Annotated in this window: 16 protein-coding genes and 1 tRNA gene; 7 read left to right on the top strand and 10 right to left on the bottom strand. The window is 59.9% G+C overall.

Annotated features, from left to right (window positions below):
* Positions 1 to 12: 12 nt before the first annotated feature.
* The 7 genes from tolB to nadA all read left to right on the top strand — a co-directional run bounded on the left by tolB (position 13) and on the right by nadA (position 5684).
* On the top strand, positions 13 to 1293 hold the full coding sequence (gene tolB / locus ASG55_RS15150; RefSeq protein WP_164488347.1) for a Tol-Pal system beta propeller repeat protein TolB: 1281 nt from the start codon (positions 13 to 15) through the stop codon (positions 1291 to 1293).
* Between the two features lie 52 nt (positions 1294 to 1345).
* Positions 1346 to 1843: a peptidoglycan-associated lipoprotein Pal gene (gene pal, locus ASG55_RS15155; protein ID WP_003178634.1), complete on the top strand. Its 498-nt coding sequence runs from the start codon at positions 1346 to 1348 to the stop codon at positions 1841 to 1843.
* 6 nt (positions 1844 to 1849) lie between these two features.
* Entirely contained in the window at positions 1850 to 2707 is an 858-nt protein-coding gene (ybgF, locus tag ASG55_RS15160; protein WP_056787913.1) for a tol-pal system protein YbgF, read from the top strand.
* Between the two features lie 167 nt (positions 2708 to 2874).
* A complete protein-coding gene (gene queE / locus ASG55_RS15165; protein ID WP_056787916.1) occupies positions 2875 to 3522 on the top strand; it encodes a 7-carboxy-7-deazaguanine synthase QueE in 648 nt (215 codons plus the stop codon).
* Between the two features lies 1 nt (position 3523).
* A complete protein-coding gene (gene queC, locus ASG55_RS15170) occupies positions 3524 to 4216 on the top strand; it encodes a 7-cyano-7-deazaguanine synthase QueC (RefSeq protein WP_056787919.1) in 693 nt (230 codons plus the stop codon).
* 63 nt (positions 4217 to 4279) lie between these two features.
* Positions 4280 to 4355: transfer RNA gene (locus ASG55_RS15175), tRNA-Lys, on the top strand.
* Positions 4356 to 4625: 270 nt separating this feature from the next.
* Entirely contained in the window at positions 4626 to 5684 is a 1059-nt protein-coding gene (gene nadA / locus ASG55_RS15180; RefSeq protein ID WP_056787921.1) for a quinolinate synthase NadA, read from the top strand.
* Between the two features lie 178 nt (positions 5685 to 5862).
* Here nadA and ASG55_RS15185 read toward each other — a convergent pair whose 3' ends face one another.
* The 10 genes from ASG55_RS15185 to ASG55_RS15230 all read right to left on the bottom strand — a co-directional run bounded on the left by ASG55_RS15185 (position 5863) and on the right by ASG55_RS15230 (position 17892).
* Positions 5863 to 6351, bottom strand: a complete 489-nt coding sequence (locus ASG55_RS15185; RefSeq protein WP_016773510.1) for an RDD family protein — start codon at positions 6349 to 6351, stop codon at positions 5863 to 5865.
* A 97-nt stretch (positions 6352 to 6448) separates the two neighbouring features.
* Positions 6449 to 6661 carry a cold-shock protein gene (locus ASG55_RS15190; RefSeq protein WP_003227496.1) on the bottom strand — a complete coding sequence of 71 codons (213 nt, stop codon included), beginning with the start codon at positions 6659 to 6661 and terminating at the stop codon, positions 6449 to 6451.
* Between the two features lie 403 nt (positions 6662 to 7064).
* Positions 7065 to 8189: a glycine cleavage system aminomethyltransferase GcvT gene (gcvT, locus tag ASG55_RS15195; RefSeq protein WP_056787925.1), complete on the bottom strand. Its 1125-nt coding sequence runs from the start codon at positions 8187 to 8189 to the stop codon at positions 7065 to 7067.
* 110 nt (positions 8190 to 8299) lie between these two features.
* Positions 8300 to 9676, bottom strand: a complete 1377-nt coding sequence (locus ASG55_RS15200) for an L-serine ammonia-lyase (protein WP_056787927.1) — start codon at positions 9674 to 9676, stop codon at positions 8300 to 8302.
* A 206-nt stretch (positions 9677 to 9882) separates the two neighbouring features.
* On the bottom strand, positions 9883 to 12735 hold the full coding sequence (gene gcvP, locus ASG55_RS15205) for an aminomethyl-transferring glycine dehydrogenase (RefSeq protein WP_056787929.1): 2853 nt from the start codon (positions 12733 to 12735) through the stop codon (positions 9883 to 9885).
* Positions 12736 to 12746: 11 nt separating this feature from the next.
* On the bottom strand, positions 12747 to 13130 hold the full coding sequence (gene gcvH, locus ASG55_RS15210; protein WP_039758162.1) for a glycine cleavage system protein GcvH: 384 nt from the start codon (positions 13128 to 13130) through the stop codon (positions 12747 to 12749).
* Between the two features lie 450 nt (positions 13131 to 13580).
* Complete coding sequence (locus ASG55_RS15215) at positions 13581 to 15089, bottom strand: sigma-54-dependent transcriptional regulator (RefSeq protein ID WP_056787934.1); 1509 nt, start codon at positions 15087 to 15089, stop codon at positions 13581 to 13583.
* A gap of 246 nt (positions 15090 to 15335) precedes the next feature.
* Positions 15336 to 15698 (bottom strand): DUF5064 family protein, encoded by a 363-nt coding sequence (locus ASG55_RS15220; protein ID WP_041479784.1) that lies wholly within the window; start codon positions 15696 to 15698, stop codon positions 15336 to 15338.
* Between the two features lie 62 nt (positions 15699 to 15760).
* Positions 15761 to 16690, bottom strand: coding sequence for a carbamate kinase (arcC, locus tag ASG55_RS15225; RefSeq protein ID WP_056787936.1), 930 nt, complete (start codon positions 16688 to 16690; stop codon positions 15761 to 15763).
* A gap of 191 nt (positions 16691 to 16881) precedes the next feature.
* Positions 16882 to 17892, bottom strand: coding sequence for an ornithine carbamoyltransferase (locus tag ASG55_RS15230; protein WP_024014074.1), 1011 nt, complete (start codon positions 17890 to 17892; stop codon positions 16882 to 16884).
* Positions 17893 to 17947 lie beyond the last annotated feature (55 nt).

Raw genomic sequence — 17947 nt, forward strand, 5'->3', positions numbered from 1 at the left:
CTTCTTCGAGGAATGCTGGTCGTGATCTGCTGCATGGCAGGGATCGCGACGGCAGATGAAAAGAACATTCTGGTCACCAGCGGCAGCGATCGGGCCACCCCGATCGCCGTCGTACCGTTCGGCATGCAGGGCGGCGCCGTGCTGCCTGATGACATGGCTGAAATCATTGGCAACGATTTGCGCAACTCGGGCTATTACTCGCCTATTCCGAAAGCCAACATGATCAGCCAGCCAAGCCAGCCGAGCGAAATCATCTTCCGTGACTGGAAGGCGGTGGGTGCTCAGTACATGATGGTCGGCAGCATCGCTCCAGCGGGCGGTCGCCTGCAGGTGCAGTGGGCACTGTTCAACGTCGCCACCGAGCAGAAAGTGGCGGACGGCAGTGTTTCCGGTACGACCGACCAGATCCGTGACATGGCGCACTTCATTTCCGATCAGTCGTTCCAGAAGCTGACCGGCATTGAAGGTGCCTTCTCGACGCGCCTGCTGTACGTGACGGCCGAGCGTTTTTCCGAGAAAAACACCCGTTACACGCTGCAACGCTCCGACTATGACGGTGCCCGCGCAGTGACTCTGCTGCAATCGCGCGAGCCGATCCTGTCGCCGCGTTTTGCACCGGACGGCAAGCGTATCGCCTACGTGTCGTTCGAGCAGAAGCGTCCGCGTATCTTCATGCAGAACATCGACACCGGTCGCCGTGAGCAGATCACCAACTTCGAAGGCCTCAACGGCGCGCCAGCCTGGTCGCCGGATGGCAATCGCCTGGCGTTCGTGCTGTCGAAAGACGGTAACCCGGACATCTACGTGATGAACCTCGGTTCGCGTCAGATCAGCCGCGTAACCAACGGCCAAGGCATCAATACCGAACCGTTCTGGGGCAAGGATGGCTCGACCATCTATTTCACCTCGGACCGTGGCGGCAAGCCGCAAATCTATAAAACCAGCGTCGGTGGCGGTGGTGCCGAGCGTGTGACGTTTGTGGGCAACTACAACGCCAACCCGAAACTTTCGGCTGATGAAAAGACTTTGGTGATGATTCATCGTCAGGATGGCTTCACCAATTTCAAGGTGGCAGCTCAGGATCTGCAGCGGGGTAGTGTAAAGATCCTCACTGATAGCACTCTGGACGAGTCACCTACTGTTGCGCCCAACGGCACCATGGTAATCTACGCCACCCGCCAACAGGGCCGGGGAGTCTTGATGCTCGTGTCCATTAATGGACGCGTGAGGCTCCCGCTTCCTACCGCTCAAGGCGAAGTCAGAGAACCGTCCTGGTCCCCTTACCTGAAGTGAGCGGGCGCTACACGTTTTACTTAACACACTGGGGTTCATTAGGAGTTTCACGATGGAAATGCTGAAGTTTGGTAAATTTGCTGCGCTGGCTCTGGCCATGGCTGTAGCTGTAGGTTGCTCGTCCAAAGGCGGCGACAACGCCGGTGAAGGCGCTGTTGATCCAAACGCTGGTTACGGCGCAAACACCGGTGCCGTTGACGGTTCCCTGAGCGAAGAAGCTGCTCTGCGCGCAATCACCACCTTCTACTTCGAATACGACAGCTCGGACCTGAAGCCAGAAGCCATGCGCGCTCTGGACGTTCACGCTAAAGACCTGAAAGCAAACGGCGCTCGCGTTGTTCTGGAAGGCAACACCGACGAACGTGGTACTCGTGAGTACAACATGGCACTGGGCGAGCGTCGTGCGAAAGCCGTTCAGCGCTACCTGGTACTGCAAGGTGTTTCCCCAGCTCAGCTGGAACTGGTTTCCTACGGCGAAGAGCGTCCAGTTGCTACCGGCAACGACGAGCAGTCCTGGGCCCAGAACCGTCGCGTCGAACTGCGTAAGTAATTCGATATGCGAACGTGCCGTCGTGCTGTAACTGTTCTGGCTCTCAGCCTCGCGCCGCTTGCGGCGTGGGCTGCGGTTCCTGTGGTCGATGACAACTCCGGTTATAACAATAGCGGGAGCAGTTATCCGCCTGCGGGTTACGGTACGAACGGCGCCTATGCCGGGGGAGCGGCTTCGGCCCCTGCCTCGGCACAAGGCATGCTGTTCAACCAATTGCAACAGATGCAGGATCAGATCTCGCGCCAACAGGGCGTGATCGAAGAACTGCAGAATCAGGTTTCGCGCATGAAGCAGGAATCCCTGGAGCGATACCAGGATCTTGATCGGCGCATAGGATCCGGCGTTGCACCAGCCGCGACTCCCGAGAATTCTTCTGCCGGTGGCGATGCAAGTGTTGCTGCCGGTGCTGCCGGTGCTGCCGGTGCTGCCGCAGGCGCGGGTGCTGCTGCGGCAGCCCAGGCCCCTGCTGCGGGTAGCGAACCGGCTGATCCGGCCAAGGAAAAGCTGTATTACGATGCCGCTTTCGACCTGATCAAAGCCAAGGATTTCGACAAGGCCAGCCAGGCCTTCGCCGCTTTCCTGCGCAAATACCCCAACAGCCAGTACGCGGGCAACGCTCAATACTGGTTGGGCGAAGTGAACCTGGCCAAGGGTGATCTGCAAGGTGCAGGTCAGGCCTTTGCCAAGGTTTCGCAGCTGTATCCCAAGCACAACAAAGTGCCGGATTCGCTGTACAAGCTGGCTGACGTAGAACGCCGCCTCGGTCATACCGACAAGGTCAAAGGCATTCTGCAGCAGGTGGTGTCGCAATATCCGGGCACTTCCGCCGCGCAGCTGGCCCAGCGTGATTTGCAGCGCATGTAAGCCTGTTCATCCGTGTTTTGAAGAAACCCGCGCTTGTCGCGGGTTTTTTCGTTAGAATTCACGCCCTTTTTCTGAAACACGCTTCTTGTGGTCTACGCGTTGGCGGGATTGCCTGAAGTGCCTGACGGAGGCGGACAGCCTGTTTAGCTGTTACGCCCGTGGCGACTATGCAAGACACATTGAGAATCACCGAAGTTTTCTACTCGTTGCAGGGGGAAACTCGGACTGCCGGGCTGCCCACGGTTTTCGTGCGCCTGACCGGTTGCCCGTTGCGTTGCCAATACTGCGACAGCGCTTATGCGTTCAGCGGCGGCACCGTCCGCACCCTCGACGACATCCTTGAGCAAGTGGCCGGTTATCGTCCGCGCTACGTCTGTGTCACCGGCGGTGAGCCGTTGGCTCAGCCGAACGCCATTCCTTTGCTTGAACGGTTGTGTGGTGCCGGTTACGAGGTGTCGCTGGAAACCAGCGGCGCCCTCGACGTGTCCGCCGTCGATCCGCGTGTCAGTCGCGTCGTCGACCTGAAAACGCCGGGCTCGAAAGAAGCCCATCGCAACCGTTACGAGAACATCGAACTGCTGACCCGCAACGATCAGGTGAAATTTGTCATCTGCTCGCGGGAAGACTATGACTGGGCGGTATCGAAACTGATCCAGTACGGGCTTGATAGACGTGCGGGTGAAGTGCTTTTCTCCCCAAGTCATCATGACCTCAATGCCAGGGATCTGGCGGATTGGGTGGTGGCAGATAACCTGCCAGTGCGGCTGCAACTGCAGTTGCATAAATATCTATGGAATGATGAGCCGGGGCGCTGAGATGATTGAACAACCGAACACTACCGAAAAACGTGCCGTTATCCTGCTTTCGGGCGGCCTCGACTCGGCCACCGTGGTGGCGATGGCACGCGCCGAAGGCTACGCCTGCTACACCATGAGCTTCGATTACGGCCAGCGCTCCCATGCTGAATTGCATGCCGCCGCCCGCGTTGCTCGCGATCTGGGAGTGGTCGAGCACAAGGTCATTGGCCTGAATCTCAACGGCATGGGCGGCTCGGCGCTGACTGACACCAGCATCGATATTCCGGAAGAGCTGGGCGAAGGCATTCCGGTGACTTACGTGCCGGCGCGCAACACGGTGTTTCTGTCGTTGGCATTGGGTTGGGCCGAAGTGCTCGGCGCGCGCGACATCTTCATCGGCGTCAATGCAGTGGATTATTCCGGCTACCCGGATTGCCGTCCCGAGTTCATCGAGTCGTTCGAGCGCATGGCCAACCTGGCCACCAAAGCGGGCGTGGAAGGCAATGGCTTCCGCATTCAGGCGCCACTGCAAAACCTGAGCAAGGCGCAGATCGTCCAGGCTGGCGTGAAGCTGGGCGTGGATTATGGCCTGACGGTTTCCTGCTATCAGGCAGACGATGACGGCCGCGCCTGCGGCAAATGCGACAGCTGCCGCCTGCGTGCTGAAGGCTTCGCGGCGGCAGGTGTGAGCGATCCAACCCCTTATTTTTGATCTTTTTCAAAAAAGGTGTTGAATAGTCCTTAGAAATCAGTATTATACGCGCCACCACACAGCGGGTCGTTAGCTCAGTTGGTAGAGCAGTTGGCTTTTAACCAATTGGTCGTAGGTTCGAATCCCACACGACCCACCATATTTGGCGGTTTAGAAAATCCGGAAGGCCCACGAAAGTGAGGATTTCCGGGTTTTTTTTTGCCTGCAATTCGGGCGTTCGACGTTTCAGCGCGGGCGGCCTGACACAGGTCAGAATCATCTTTTGTATCAACGGGATATTCTGTAGCCTTGCGCAGCTTCAACGCTGTCCGTGCCTGATGATACTCACTCTCCCGGCGGTACCCTCTAACGGTCCGGAGCCGGGTGTATACTCGACTTTCGCGCGAATGCGCCTGCAGGTCTTGCGAACATGACGCAGATTTCCGAACGCCTTCTGGTTCAAGCCCACCTCGACGCCACACAGCCCAAACCGCTGACGGCAGAGGAGGAGGCCTACTACCGTTCCGCCATCGCCGCCGAGCTCAAGGCTCAGGACGCGGTGCTCGTGGCCCACTTTTATTGCGATCCGGTGATTCAGGCCCTGGCCGAAGAAACCGGCGGCTGTGTTTCCGACTCCCTGGAAATGGCTCGCTTCGGCAACGCCCATCCGGCCAAGACCGTGGTGGTCGCGGGCGTGAAATTCATGGGCGAGACGGCAAAGATTCTCAACCCGGAAAAACGCGTGCTGATGCCGACCCTGGAGGCGACGTGCTCGCTTGACCTGGGATGCCCGGTCGATGAGTTCTCGGCGTTCTGCGACCAGCACCCGGAACGCACCGTGGTGGTTTATGCCAATACTTCCGCCGCCGTGAAGGCTCGGGCTGACTGGGTGGTGACCTCGAGCTGCGCACTGGAGATCGTCGAAAGCCTGATGGACAACGGCGAGACGATCATCTGGGGCCCGGACAAGCATCTGGGCACCTACATTCAGCGCAAGACCGGCGCCGACATGCTGCTGTGGGACGGTGCTTGCATCGTCCATGAAGAATTCAAGTCCAAGCAGCTCGAAGACATGAAGGCGCTGTACCCGGACGCGGCGATTCTGGTGCATCCCGAGTCGCCGACTTCGGTGATTGAGCTGGCGGATGCCGTCGGTTCCACCAGTCAGTTGATCGCGGCCGCGCAAAGCCTGCCGAACAAGACCCTGATCGTCGCTACCGACCGTGGCATCTTCTACAAGATGCAGCAGCTGTGCCCGGACAAGGTCTTTATCGAGGCGCCTACCGCCGGTAATGGCGCCGCGTGCCGCAGTTGTGCACATTGCCCGTGGATGGCCATGAACACCCTTGAGCGCACGCTCAAGAGCTTGAAAGAAGGCACCAACGAGATCTTTGTCGATCCGGCGCTGATTCCCCAAGCGATCCGCCCGTTGAAGCGCATGCTCGACTTCACCCAGGCAGCGCGGATGAAATTGGCCGGCAACGCCTGAGAGAACCCCTTGTATGAGTGAGCCCTGTGGTGAGGGGATTTATCCCCGTTGGGTGGCGAAGCCGCCCTAAATCAAACACCGCGGCATATCAGGGATACCGCGTGGGCTCCTTTACGACTGCTACGCAGCCGGACGGGGATAAATCCCCTCACCACAGGCCGACTCTTGAGCATGGAAATTATTTGCTCTTCTTCGGGATCCGCACCACACGCGTATCCGAATAGATGTCGTGCCAGGTGCGTTTCTGCTTGTCGAACAGCGACCAGAAGAACCCCAGCCCGATACACAACCACGACGCGATCGACACCATAAAGCGCAGCAGCGCCTGCCACAGGCTGATCGCTGTGCCGTTGGCGTTCTGCACGCGGATCCCCCACACCTGCATGCCCAGTGTCTGCCCGCCGTGGGTCCAGAACTTGGCGAAGAAGCCGAACAATACCAACAGCAGCACCGTGGAGTAGAGCGGATCACCATCCAGCTGGCCGGCGTCGGTCATCACTCGCAGACGCTCTTCGCCAATGATCGCCGCCTGGATCAACTTATAGATGAATCCGGTGACGATCAGCAGGGCGGTGCACAGCAGGAAGTCGTAGAACATCGCCGCCAGACGACGACCGAGAGCAACGGGAGGAAAGTCCCCTTGCGGCGTGAGCAGGTGTTTCGACATGGCAGCCTCGGGACGCGAATGGAAGCGCCATTTTACGGATAAGCGCGCACAAAAAAGCCCCTGATATCAATATCAGGGGCTTTTTCGTATCAGAAGATCAGGCTTCTGCTTGTACTTCGTCAGCCTGCATGCCTTTCTGGCCTTGCACGGCAACGAAAGTCACCTTCTGGCCTTCTTTCAGGCTCTTGAAGCCGTTGCCCTGAATGGCGCGGAAATGTACGAACAGATCCGGACCGCTTTCTGGAGTGATAAAACCAAAACCTTTCTCGTCGTTAAACCACTTGACGGTACCGCTCTGACGTGTGGACATTTCTTATTTCCTTTGACGCATAAATTGATGACAGCCCCTTTCACATGAAAGAGTACTGGAGCTGGTTGCAAGGAGTAAGAAGACGTCGAGCGGGATGTAGCTAACTTGTAGGCTACTGCCCAGGTCACGATTCCAAGCTGACCCATGCAAACACAGTGGACAAACTCTACGCCAACTACGGGAGAAAAAACAAGCCCTGCGAAGACCCCGGTTTTACTGCTCTTCGCGGCAATTAGTCAGTTCACTAGTGCAGTCTTGGACGATTGTCTGGTTCAGTTTTTTGCAGTCGTTATAAGCAACGTTCATATCCGAAAAAGATGTTAAAAAACGCACTGTTTTATGGCGATTGCGTTACACATTAGTGCACGCATAACGCAATCGCGTTACTTATAGAAACAGTCGATCAACCGCGATAGTAGCGTTGTGGAACAAATGGCATTTTGCTTACAAGCATTTGCACCTTTTTCCCACGGACGATGGCCCACACAGGTGTATCGAGCGTGACGTAGGCGCTGTCGAGGTAACCCATCGCCAATGGGCCGCCCAAGGTCGGACCAAAGCCGCCGCTGCAGACGCTGCCGATGATCTCGCCGGCCTCGTTGACGATCTCTGCGCCTTCACGCACCGGGGTACGCTCCTGTGGCAGCAGGCCGACGCGTTTGCGTGCGACGCCGTTCTGTTGCTGCGCGAAGATCTGCTCGGCGCCCGGGAAACCGCCGGCCCGCGCGCCATCGGCGCGGCGGGGCTTGGAGATCGCCCAAAGCAGGCTGGCTTCGATCGGCGTGGTTTCGGTGTTCATGTCATGGCCGTACAGGCACAGGCCGGCTTCCAGACGCAGCGAATCACGGGCGCCGAGGCCGATGGCTTGGACCTCTGGTTCGGCGAGCAGGGCGCGGGCGAGTTTTTCCGCGTCGGCGGCCGGTACAGAGATTTCGAAACCGTCTTCACCGGTGTAGCCCGAACGGCTGACAAAGCAGTCCACGCCCAGCAACGACACACGGTTGAACTGCATGAAGGTCATCTTCGTCACGTCCGGCGCAAGACGCGCCAGCACCGTGACGGCTGCCGGACCTTGCAGGGCGAGCAGGGCGCGCTCTTCGAACAGCGCCGTAATGGTGCACTGATCGCCGATGTGTTTTTGCAGATGCGCGAGATCCTGATCCTTGCACGCGGCGTTGACCACCAGGAACAACTCGTCATTGCCCAGATTGGCAACCATCAGGTCATCGAGGATGCCGCCGCTTTCGTTGGTGAACATCGCATAACGCTGCATGCCCACCGGCAGGTCGATGATGTCCACCGGCACCAGGGTTTCCAGGGCTTTGGCCGCATTGGCACCGGTCAGACGAATCTGGCCCATGTGCGAGACGTCGAACAGCCCGGCTTGCTCACGGGTGTGCTGATGTTCTTTCATCACTCCAAGCGGGTATTGCACGGGCATGTCGTAGCCGGCGAACGGCACCATGCGCGCGCCGAGTTCGAGGTGCAGTGCGTGCAGCGGGGTTTTCGAGAGTTGTTCGGTGGACATGCGTGGCTCCTTTGAATTTGGGTTGCGGGTGAGAGGCAAGATCAAGAGCCCCTCACCCCAGCCCTCTCCCGGAGGGAGAGGGAGCTAGTTACGTTTGGCTGAGTTCGTAATCAGCATTCGATAATGTTGACCGCCAGGCCGCCGCGGGCGGTTTCCTTGTATTTGCTTTTCATGTCGGCGCCGGTCTGGCGCATGGTGCGAATGACTTTGTCGAGGGAGACGAAATGCTGGCCGTCGCCACGCATGGCCATGCGCACCGCGTTGATGGCTTTCACCGAGCCCATAGCGTTGCGCTCGATGCACGGGACTTGTACCAGGCCGCCGATCGGGTCGCAGGTCAAACCGAGGTTGTGTTCCATGCCGATTTCCGCGGCGTTCTCGACTTGTTGCACGCTGCCGCCGAGCACTTCGCACAGAGCGCCGGCTGCCATTGAACAGGCCACACCGACTTCACCCTGACAACCGACTTCGGCGCCGGAGATCGAAGCGTTTTCCTTGTAAAGAATGCCGATTGCGGCAGCGGTCAGCAGAAATCGCACGACACCGTCGTCATTCGCCCCGGGGATAAAACGCATGTAGTAATGCAGCACCGCCGGAATGATCCCCGCCGCGCCATTGGTGGGAGCAGTGACCACGCGTCCGCCGTTGGCGTTTTCTTCGTTGACCGCCAGTGCATAAAGATTGACCCAGTCGAGCACCGACAGCGGATCGCGCAGGGCCGATTCCGGGTTCTTGCACAATTGCCGATGCAGCGCCGCCGCCCGGCGTTTGACCTTCAAACCGCCCGGCAAGATACCTTCGTTACGACAGCCAGCAGCGACGCAGTCCTGCATCACCTGCCAGATTTTCAGCAGGCCGGCACGGGTTTCGGCTTCCGGGCGCCAGGCGCTTTCATTGGTCAGCATCACCTGGCTGATCGACAGCCCGTACGTAGCGCAATGAACGAGCAAGTCCTTGGCGCTTTTGAAAGGGAAGGTCAGTGGCGTGGCGTCTTCGACGATGCGATCGGCACCGGCCGCATCTTCATCGACGACAAAACCACCGCCAACCGAGTAGTACTCGCGACTGCGAATCTGAATCCCCGCCGCATCGAAGGCGCGAAAGATCATGCCGTTGGGGTGATAGGCCAACGGTTTGCGGATCATTGCCAGATGTTCTTTCTCGTTGAACGCAATGCAGTGTTCGCCGAGCAGGTTCAAGCGGCCGTTGCCGCGAATTTCCTGCAGGCGCGCGGCGACGGTTTCGGTGTCGACTGTGTCCGGGTGCTCGCCTTCAAGGCCGAGCAGCACGGCTTTATCGCTGCCGTGACCTTTGCCGGTAGCACCGAGCGAACCGTACAGCTCGACCCGCACGCTGGCGGTGCTGGTCAACAGGTTTTCACGGCGCAAACCTTCGGCGAAGCGCGCAGCGGCGCGCATCGGGCCGACGGTGTGGGAACTGGAGGGACCGATGCCAATCTTGAACAGGTCGAACACGCTTAACGACATGAGTGGTTCTCCGGTTTCTTGTTATGGGGATTGGCGCAGTTTTTGAGATCGGTGCAGATCCCTTGTGGGAGCGAGCCTGCTCGCGAAAGCGTCGGATCAGCCACCATTTACGTTGACTGAAATGGCGCCTTCGCGAGCAGGCTCGCTCCCACAGGGGGATCTAGGGTATTGCTGAAATCGGGGCCGATATTCAGCCCCTCATTCCATTAAGCGTAGCTTTCGATCGACGGGCAGGCGCACACCAGGTTGCGATCGCCGAAGACGTTGTCGACACGGCCGACCGGCGGCCAGTATTTGCCTTCGATCAGCGACGCGACCGGGTACACCGCTTGCTCACGGCTGTACGGGTGGGTCCATTCGCCGACCAGTTCCGCTGCGGTGTGCGGGGCGTTTTTCAGCGGGTTGTCTTCCTTGTCCAGCGTGCCGTTTTCCACTGCGCGTATTTCCTCGCGGATGCGGATCATGGCATCGCAGAAGCGGTCCAGTTCTTCCTTGGATTCGCTTTCGGTCGGCTCGATCATCAATGTGCCGGCGACCGGGAACGACATGGTCGGCGCATGGAAGCCGAAGTCGATCAGGCGCTTGGCGACGTCATCGACGCTGATGCCGCTGCTGTCTTTGAGTGGACGCAGATCGAGGATGCACTCGTGCGCCACCAGGCCGTTGCTGCCGGTGTACAGCACTGGGTAATGCTCTTCGAGGCGGCGGGAAATGTAGTTGGCATTGAGGATCGCCAGTTGCGAAGCGCGCTTCAGACCCGCGCCACCCATCATGCGGATGTACATCCAGGTGATCGGCAAAATACTTGCGCTGCCGAACGGTGCCGCGCAGACCGCGCCTTCCTTGCGTTCCATCTGGCCGTGGCCCGGCAGGAACGGGGTCAGGTGCGATTTGACGCCGATCGGGCCAACGCCCGGGCCGCCACCGCCGTGCGGGATGCAGAAGGTTTTGTGCAGGTTGAGGTGCGAAACGTCGCCGCCGAACTTGCCCGGTGCGCAGAGGCCGACCATGGCGTTCATGTTGGCGCCGTCGATGTACACCTGGCCGCCGTTGTCGTGAATGATCGCGCAGATCTCGCGAATGCCTTCTTCGAACACGCCGTGGGTCGACGGGTAGGTGATCATCAGCGCGGCGAGGTGTTCGCGGTGCTCGATGGCTTTGGCGCGCAGGTCTTCGATGTCGACGTTGCCACGGGCATCGCACGCGGTGACGACTACGCGCATGCCAGCCATTTGCGCGGTGGCCGGGTTGGTGCCGTGGGCCGACGACGGGATCAGGCAGATGTCGCGGCGCTCATCGCCACGGCTCTGGTGGTAGGCGCGGATCGCCAGGAGACCTGCGTATTCACCTTGCGAACCAGCGTTCGGTTGCAGCGAGATCGAGTCGTAACCGGTGGCGGCGCAGAGCATCGCTTCCAGCTCATCGGTCAGTTGCTGGTAACCGGCGCTTTGTGCGGCCGGGGCGAACGGGTGCAGTGCACCGAATTCGGCCCAGGTCACCGGGATCATTTCACTGGCGGCGTTGAGTTTCATGGTGCACGAGCCTAGCGGGATCATGGTGCGATCCAGCGCCAGGTCTTTGTCCGCCAGTTTGCGCAGGTAGCGCATCAGCTCGGTTTCCGAGTGATAACGGTTGAACACCGGGTGGCTGAGAATCGGCGACTGGCGCACCAGCGCAGCAGGGATGGTGCTCTGCACCGAGGCGGCCAGCGCAGCGAAGTCCGGCAGGGTCTTGCCGTCGGCGAACAGGCCCCACAGGGTTTCGATATCAGCCTGAGTGGTGGTTTCGTCGACCGACAGGCCCAGACGCTGAGCGTCGATCACACGCAGATTGATCTGCTCAGCATGCGCCTTGTCGTGCAGCGCGGCGGTGTGCGCGCCGGTGGCGATGGTCAGGGTGTCGAAGAAACTGGCTTGTTCAACTTGAGCGCCGAGAGCAGTAAGGCCCTTGGCCAGAATCGCGGTCAGGTGGTGCACGCGGTTGGCGATCTGGGTCAGTCCTTTCGGACCGTGGTAGACGGCGTACATGCTGGCGATGTTGGCCAGCAGCACTTGGGCGGTACAGATGTTCGAGGTGGCCTTTTCACGGCGGATGTGCTGCTCGCGGGTCTGCATCGCCAGACGCAGGGCCGGCTTGCCGAAACGGTCAACCGAAACACCGACCAGACGGCCGGGCATGTCGCGCTTGAACGCATCTTTGGTGGAGAAGTAAGCGGCGTGCGGGCCACCGAAGCCCAGCGGCACGCCGAAGCGTTGCGCCGAACCGATGGCGACGTCGGCACCGAATTCGCCCGGTGCGGTGAGCAGGGTCAGGGCGAGCAGGTCAGCGGCCACGGCCACCAGAGCGTTGGCGGCGTGGAAGCGCTCGGTCAGTTCGCGGTAGTCGAACACATCACCGTTGCTCGCCGGGTATTGCAGCAGCGCGCCGAAGAACAGCGTGACGTCAGTCAGTTCGCGCTCATCGCCCACGACCACGTCAATACCGAGCGGCTCGGCACGGGTGCGCAGCACGTCGAGGGTCTGTGGATGGCTGTGGATCGAGGCGAAGAACTGGTGGCTGCCCTTGTTCTTGCTCAGGCGTTTGCAGAAGGTCATGGCTTCGGCAGCGGCGGTGGCTTCGTCGAGCAGCGAGGCGTTGGCGATCGGCAGGCCGGTGAGGTCGCTGATCATGGTCTGGAAGTTCAGCAACGCTTCGAGACGGCCCTGGGAAATTTCTGGCTGGTATGGGGTGTAAGCGGTGTACCAGGCCGGATTTTCCAGCAGGTTGCGCAGGATCGGCGACGGCGTGTGGCAGTTGTAGTAGCCCTGGCCGATGTAGGTCTTGAACAGCTGATTCTTGCCAGCGATGGATTTGATCATCGCCAGGGCGTCGGCTTCGCTGAGGCCGTCGTCCATGCCGAGCACGCTGGTGCCCTTGATGCTTTCCGGGATGACGCTGGCGCTCAGCGCTTCGAGGGAATCGTAGCCGAGGCTGTTGAGCATGGCTTGCTCGTCACCGGCGCGCGGGCCGATGTGACGGGCGATGAATTCGTTGGCGGTGCCGAGATTGATGGCGGTCATGGGGTAATTCCTCAGGCTTCGGCTTGGGCTTTGATCAGGCGGTCATAGGCGTCCTGATCGAGCAGTTTGCCGACAGCGGCGGCGTCGCTTGGCTGAAAGCGGAAGAACCAGCCTTCGCCCAGCGGATCTTCGTTGACCAGCTCCGGGGCGTCTTGCAGCGCCGGGTTGACTTCCAGCACGTCGCCATCGAGCGGCATGTACACGCCGCTGGCGGCTTTCACCGATTCCACGGTGGCGGCTTCAGCGCCTTTTTCGTAAGCCTGCAGCTCAGGCAGTTGCACGAACACCACGTCGCCCAAGGCGTTCTGCGCGAATGCGGTGATGCCGACAGTAACGCTGCCGTCGGCTTCGGTGCGCAGCCATTCGTGATCTTCAGTAAAACGCAACTCGCTCATGGAAACTCCTCAGGGGCCAGACTCGTCTGGTGGACGCGGTGGAAAGCTTGGGGCGGCGAAGCCCTTTATAGATGAGGAGGCAGGTAGCAAGAATGCGGCCAAGGTTGATTTACCCATATAAATCAATGGCTTGGATTTTTTAGGTGGGTGTCGGCAGGTTGCGCCTGTAGCGAAATCGCTACAGCTTGGGGCGAGGAGAAAAGCTTAATCGGATCAAAGCGTTGCGCAGCGCTGGTCACAGGCGGGTGTAGCGATATCGTTCCGCTGTAGCGCTTTCGGTACAGATAGAGGTCGTTTTTGAACGGATTTTGAATCCGCCATAAATCCTGTGGGAGCGAGCCTGCTCGCGAAGACGGTGTGTCAGGCGCCAGCCATTTTGCTGATAGACCGCCTTCGCGAGCAGGCTCGCTCCCACATGGGGAATTCCCTGCAAAAGGGATGCGCGGTGAGTCAGGGTTTATTGGGAATGCCGTATTTGCGCAGGCGATGGGCGATGGCGGTGTGCGAGGTTTGCAAGCGGCTCGCCAGTTGCCGGGTCGAGGGATAGCTGACGTAAAGCTTTTCCAGCAGCGCCCTTTCGAACGATTCGACCGCTTGTTCGAGACTTTCCACCTCAGTGTCGGTCTGGCGCGCGACGGAGGTGCCGGCGATGTCGAGGTCGCCGATGTCGACCAGGCTGCTCTCGCAAATCGCCGCCGCACGGAAAATCACGTTCTGCAATTGCCGCACGTTGCCTGGCCAGCGATTGCCGAGCAGCGCTGTATAAGTGCCGGGCGCCAGACGGCAGACCGGGCGCTGGATCTGCGCACAGGCCTGCTGCATGAAGTAGCGCGCCAGCAGCAAAATGTCCTGACCGCGTTCACGCAGCGGCGGCACTTCGACGTTTAGCACATTGAGGCGATAGAACAGATCTTCGCGGAACAGCCCTTCACTGACCATTTTTTCCAGATCGCGGTGGGTCGCGCTGAGGATGCGCACATTGACCTTCACTTCACGATCACCGCCCACCCGACGAAAGCTGCCATCGTTGAGAAAGCGCAGCAGTTTGGCCTGCAAGTACGGCGACATCTCGCCGATCTCATCGAGAAACACCGTGCCCTGGTTGGCCAGTTCCATCAGCCCCGGTTTACCGCCACGCGCCGCACCAGTGAAGGCGCCGGGGGCATAGCCGAACAGTTCGCTCTCGGCGAGGTTTTCCGGCAGCGCCGCGCAGTTGAGGGCGAGAAACGGAGCGCTGTGCCGCGCACTGATGGCATGGCAAGCGCGGGCGACGAGTTCTTTACCGGTACCGGTTTCGCCTTGAATCAACAACGGTGCATCAAGGGCGGCGACGCGTTGCGCGCGGGCCTTGAGTGTGCGGATCGCCGGAGACTCGCCGAGCAGCGCGTCGAAGCCTTCGGCGTGATCGTGGTGCAGTGCCGAGAGTTGTTCGCCGATGCGGTTCGGTTGATACAGGGTCAGCAGGGCGCCGGCGTCGGTGATCGGCGTGGCGTCGAGCAGCAGGGTCTGGCCGTTGACGGTGATCTCGCGCAGCGGCAGGCGAAAGCCGTTTTCCAGCAGGGTATCGAGCAGGCCCGGATCGTTGAACAGCGCCGAGACACTTTCACCGGCCGGTTCGCGACCGTACAGGGCAATCAACGCCGGGTTGGCCAACAGCACCTTGCCGGCGCTGTCGAGGGCCAGCACCGGGTCGGTCATCGCCGCGAGCAGGGCATCTAGCTGCAAGTGCCGGCGCTGGCCGGGGAGGATATCGACCACGGTCACCGCTTCCACGCCGAGCACGCGAAACAGCGCATCTTTCAGTTCTTCGAGCACTTGCGGGCTGAGGGTCGGCGCGTCGATGTAGACGTTCGGCGGGATCATCTCCACCGCATCCAGATTGAGATTGCGCCCACCGAGGATAGCCAGGACTTCCTGGGTGATGCCGACGCGGTCGATGAAGCTGACGTGGATACGCATGGGGGCGGTTCAGTGATCTGCAGAGCGGAGGGGGGCAAGTATGCCTTAAATCAAAAGCCCCCTCACCCCAGCCCTCTCCCGGAGGGAGAGGGAGCCGACCGAGGTGTCTGGGGTTATGCATCGACCTGAAAGTACCGGGCGATTATGGATTCAGTGATGCAGGATCAGGTCGACGCAATGCTGCAGCATCCCCCAATCGGTTCCCTCTCCCTCCGGGAGAGGGCTAGGGTGAGGGGCTTTTGATTTTTATTCGAAATGCTCGAGGTTCACCGGATCCCCCGACTGCATATTCAACTTCTGCCGAATGTCTTCAAACATCAGATCGTAATGCTTGTGCACCGAGCCGATCTGGCTGTGGGTCTTGGGTATGCCGTACTTCTCGGCGATCCGCGTGACATCGCGGGCGAAGTTGTAGGCCTCTTCCTTGGGCAGGAAAAACGCCTCCTTCATGTCCTTGCCCTGCATGCTGCCGTGCAGGGTGAACTGAATCCCCTTGCCTTTCTGTGGGTCGGTGAACACTTCATAGTCCAGATGCACGTTGTAATTGACGTCATCGTCGGTCAACGCGTGCCGCTCGATGTGCAGATGACCAGGTTCGAACTGGGCCATTGAGCTACTCCTTTCAAGGCATGGAAGCGGAGCAGGTCTTGAGCCTGCCCCGGCGTTTATTGTTATCGGTAGCTGATCCCCGGCTTCGCCGTGCTGACCCGCGTACCGGCGGTGCCCTGGACGATGGCTTCGATATCGGCCAGCGAACCGATCACCGCGACCTTGCCAGTATGGCGCGCGAATTCGCAGGCTGCCTGCACCTTCGGCCCCATCGAGCCGGCGGCGAAACCAAGGCGTTCGAGTTCGTCCGGGTGGGCTTCGGCGATGGCTTTCTGCGTCGGCTTGCCGTAATCGATGAACGCTGCGTTGACGTCAGTGGCGATCACCAGCAGATCGGCTTCCAGTTGCTCGGCGAGCAACGACGAGCACAGGTCCTTGTCGATCACCGCCTCGATACCCTTGAGGTTACGGTTTTCGTCATACATGGTCGGAATGCCGCCGCCACCAGCGCAAATGACGATGCTGCCCTTGTCCAGCAACCACTTGATCGGACGGATTTCGAAGATGCGCTTCGGCCGTGGGCTGGCTACGACGCGGCGGAATTTGTCGCCATCCGGGGCAATTGCCCAGCCTTTCTCGGCGGCGAGTTTTTCCGCTTCGGCTTTCTCGTAGACCGGGCCGATCGGCTTGCTCGGCTTCTTGAAGGCCGGGTCGTTGGCGTCGACTTCGACCTGGGTGAGCAGGGTGGCGAACGGCACTTCGAAGTCGAGCAGGTTGCCCAGTTCCTGTTCGATGATGTAGCCGATCATGCCTTCGGTTTCGGCACCGAGCACGTCCAGCGGGTATGGGGTGACAGAGGTGTAGGCCGCCGCTTGCAGCGACAGCAGGCCGACTTGCGGGCCATTGCCGTGGGCGATGACCAGTTGGTTGCCGGGATGGATCTTGGCGATTTGCTCGGTGGCGATGCGGATGTTGGCGCGCTGGTTGTCAGCGGTCATCGGCTCACCACGGCGGAGCAGGGCGTTACCGCCCAGAGCTACGACGATACGCATGGTGCAATCCTTCTAAGCAGAGGAATGACAAACGATTCGATCTCCCTGCTGGAACCGATATCCCTGTGGGAGCGAGCCTGCTCGCGAACGCGTCAGATCAGTCGACATCGCTGTTGAATGACCCACCGCTTTCGCGAGCAGGCTCGCTCCCACATTGGGTTTCCGGTTCCTTCAGTGGGAGCGCTGTGGCGTCAGAGATCAGCCAGTGTCGAAACCAGAATCGCCTTGATCGTGTGCATGCGGTTTTCCGCTTGCTCGAAGGCGATGCAGGCTGGCGACTCGAACACGTCGTCGGTCACTTCGATGCCGTTTTTCAGGTGCGGATACTGCTCGGCGATTTGTTTGCCGACCTTGGTGTCGCTGTTGTGAAAGGCCGGCAGGCAGTGCATGAATTTGGTACGCGGGTTGCCGGTGGCCTTCATCAGGTCGGCGTTGACCTGATACGGCAGCAGTTGCTGGATACGCTCGGCCCAGGCTTCCACCGGTTCGCCCATCGACACCCAGACATCGGTGTGAATGAAGTCGACGCCTTTGACCGCTTCTTTCGGATCTTCGGTGAGGGTGATGCGTGCGCCGCTTTCCTCACCGTATTTTTTGCAGCGCGCCACCAGATCGTCCAGCGGCCACAGGGCTTTCGGCGCGCAGATGCGCACGTCCATGCCCAGTTTGGCGCCGATCAGCAGCAGCGAGTTGCCCATGTTGTTGCGCGCGTCGCCCAAGTAGGCGTAGCTGATTTCGTGGATCGGCTTGTCGGCGTGCTCACGCATGGTCAGCACGTCGGCGATCATTTGGGTCGGGTGATATTCATCGGTCAGGCCGTTGAACACCGGCACGCCGGCGAACTTGGCCAGCTCCTCGACGATTTCCTGTTTGAAGCCACGGTACTCAATGGCGTCGTACATGCGCCCGAGCACGCGGGCGGTGTCCTTCATGCTTTCCTTGTGGCCGATCTGCGAGGAGTTCGGGTCGATGTAAGTGACGTTGGCGCCTTGGTCATAGGCCGCCACTTCGAAGGCGCAACGGGTGCGGGTCGAAGTTTTTTCGAAGATCAGGGCGATGTTGTTGCCCTTCAGATGCTGTTGCTCGGTGCCGGTGTACTTCGCACGTTTCAGATCGCGGGACAGGTCGAGCAGGTAACGCAGCTCACGTGGGGTGTGGTGTTCCAGGCTGAGCAGGTTACGGTTGTGAATGTTAAAAGCCATGATGGATCTCCTTGGGTTTCGGTTATCCCCTTGGCCGCGCTGGATAAGTCGCGGC

This window comes from Pseudomonas sp. Leaf434 (assembly GCF_001425545.1).
Classification (GTDB): domain Bacteria; phylum Pseudomonadota; class Gammaproteobacteria; order Pseudomonadales; family Pseudomonadaceae; genus Aquipseudomonas; species Aquipseudomonas siliginis.

What these genes read in the sequence shown, in the direction of transcription:
- tolB (WP_164488347.1), top strand. Translation starts at nt 13, where the DNA reads ATGCTGGTCGTGATCTGCTGCATGGCAGGGATCGCGACGGCAGATGAA.
- pal (WP_003178634.1), top strand. Translation starts at nt 1,346, where the DNA reads ATGGAAATGCTGAAGTTTGGTAAATTTGCTGCGCTGGCTCTGGCCATG.
- ybgF (WP_056787913.1), top strand. Translation starts at nt 1,850, where the DNA reads ATGCGAACGTGCCGTCGTGCTGTAACTGTTCTGGCTCTCAGCCTCGCG.
- queE (WP_056787916.1), top strand. Translation starts at nt 2,875, where the DNA reads ATGCAAGACACATTGAGAATCACCGAAGTTTTCTACTCGTTGCAGGGG.
- queC (WP_056787919.1), top strand. Translation starts at nt 3,524, where the DNA reads ATGATTGAACAACCGAACACTACCGAAAAACGTGCCGTTATCCTGCTT.
- nadA (WP_056787921.1), top strand. Translation starts at nt 4,626, where the DNA reads ATGACGCAGATTTCCGAACGCCTTCTGGTTCAAGCCCACCTCGACGCC.
- ASG55_RS15185 (WP_016773510.1), bottom strand. Translation starts at nt 6,351, where the DNA reads ATGTCGAAACACCTGCTCACGCCGCAAGGGGACTTTCCTCCCGTTGCT.
- ASG55_RS15190 (WP_003227496.1), bottom strand. Translation starts at nt 6,661, where the DNA reads ATGTCCACACGTCAGAGCGGTACCGTCAAGTGGTTTAACGACGAGAAA.
- gcvT (WP_056787925.1), bottom strand. Translation starts at nt 8,189, where the DNA reads ATGTCCACCGAACAACTCTCGAAAACCCCGCTGCACGCACTGCACCTC.
- ASG55_RS15200 (WP_056787927.1), bottom strand. Translation starts at nt 9,676, where the DNA reads ATGTCGTTAAGCGTGTTCGACCTGTTCAAGATTGGCATCGGTCCCTCC.
- gcvP (WP_056787929.1), bottom strand. Translation starts at nt 12,735, where the DNA reads ATGACCGCCATCAATCTCGGCACCGCCAACGAATTCATCGCCCGTCAC.
- gcvH (WP_039758162.1), bottom strand. Translation starts at nt 13,130, where the DNA reads ATGAGCGAGTTGCGTTTTACTGAAGATCACGAATGGCTGCGCACCGAA.
- ASG55_RS15215 (WP_056787934.1), bottom strand. Translation starts at nt 15,089, where the DNA reads ATGCGTATCCACGTCAGCTTCATCGACCGCGTCGGCATCACCCAGGAA.
- ASG55_RS15220 (WP_041479784.1), bottom strand. Translation starts at nt 15,698, where the DNA reads ATGGCCCAGTTCGAACCTGGTCATCTGCACATCGAGCGGCACGCGTTG.
- arcC (WP_056787936.1), bottom strand. Translation starts at nt 16,690, where the DNA reads ATGCGTATCGTCGTAGCTCTGGGCGGTAACGCCCTGCTCCGCCGTGGT.
- ASG55_RS15230 (WP_024014074.1), bottom strand. Translation starts at nt 17,892, where the DNA reads ATGGCTTTTAACATTCACAACCGTAACCTGCTCAGCCTGGAACACCAC.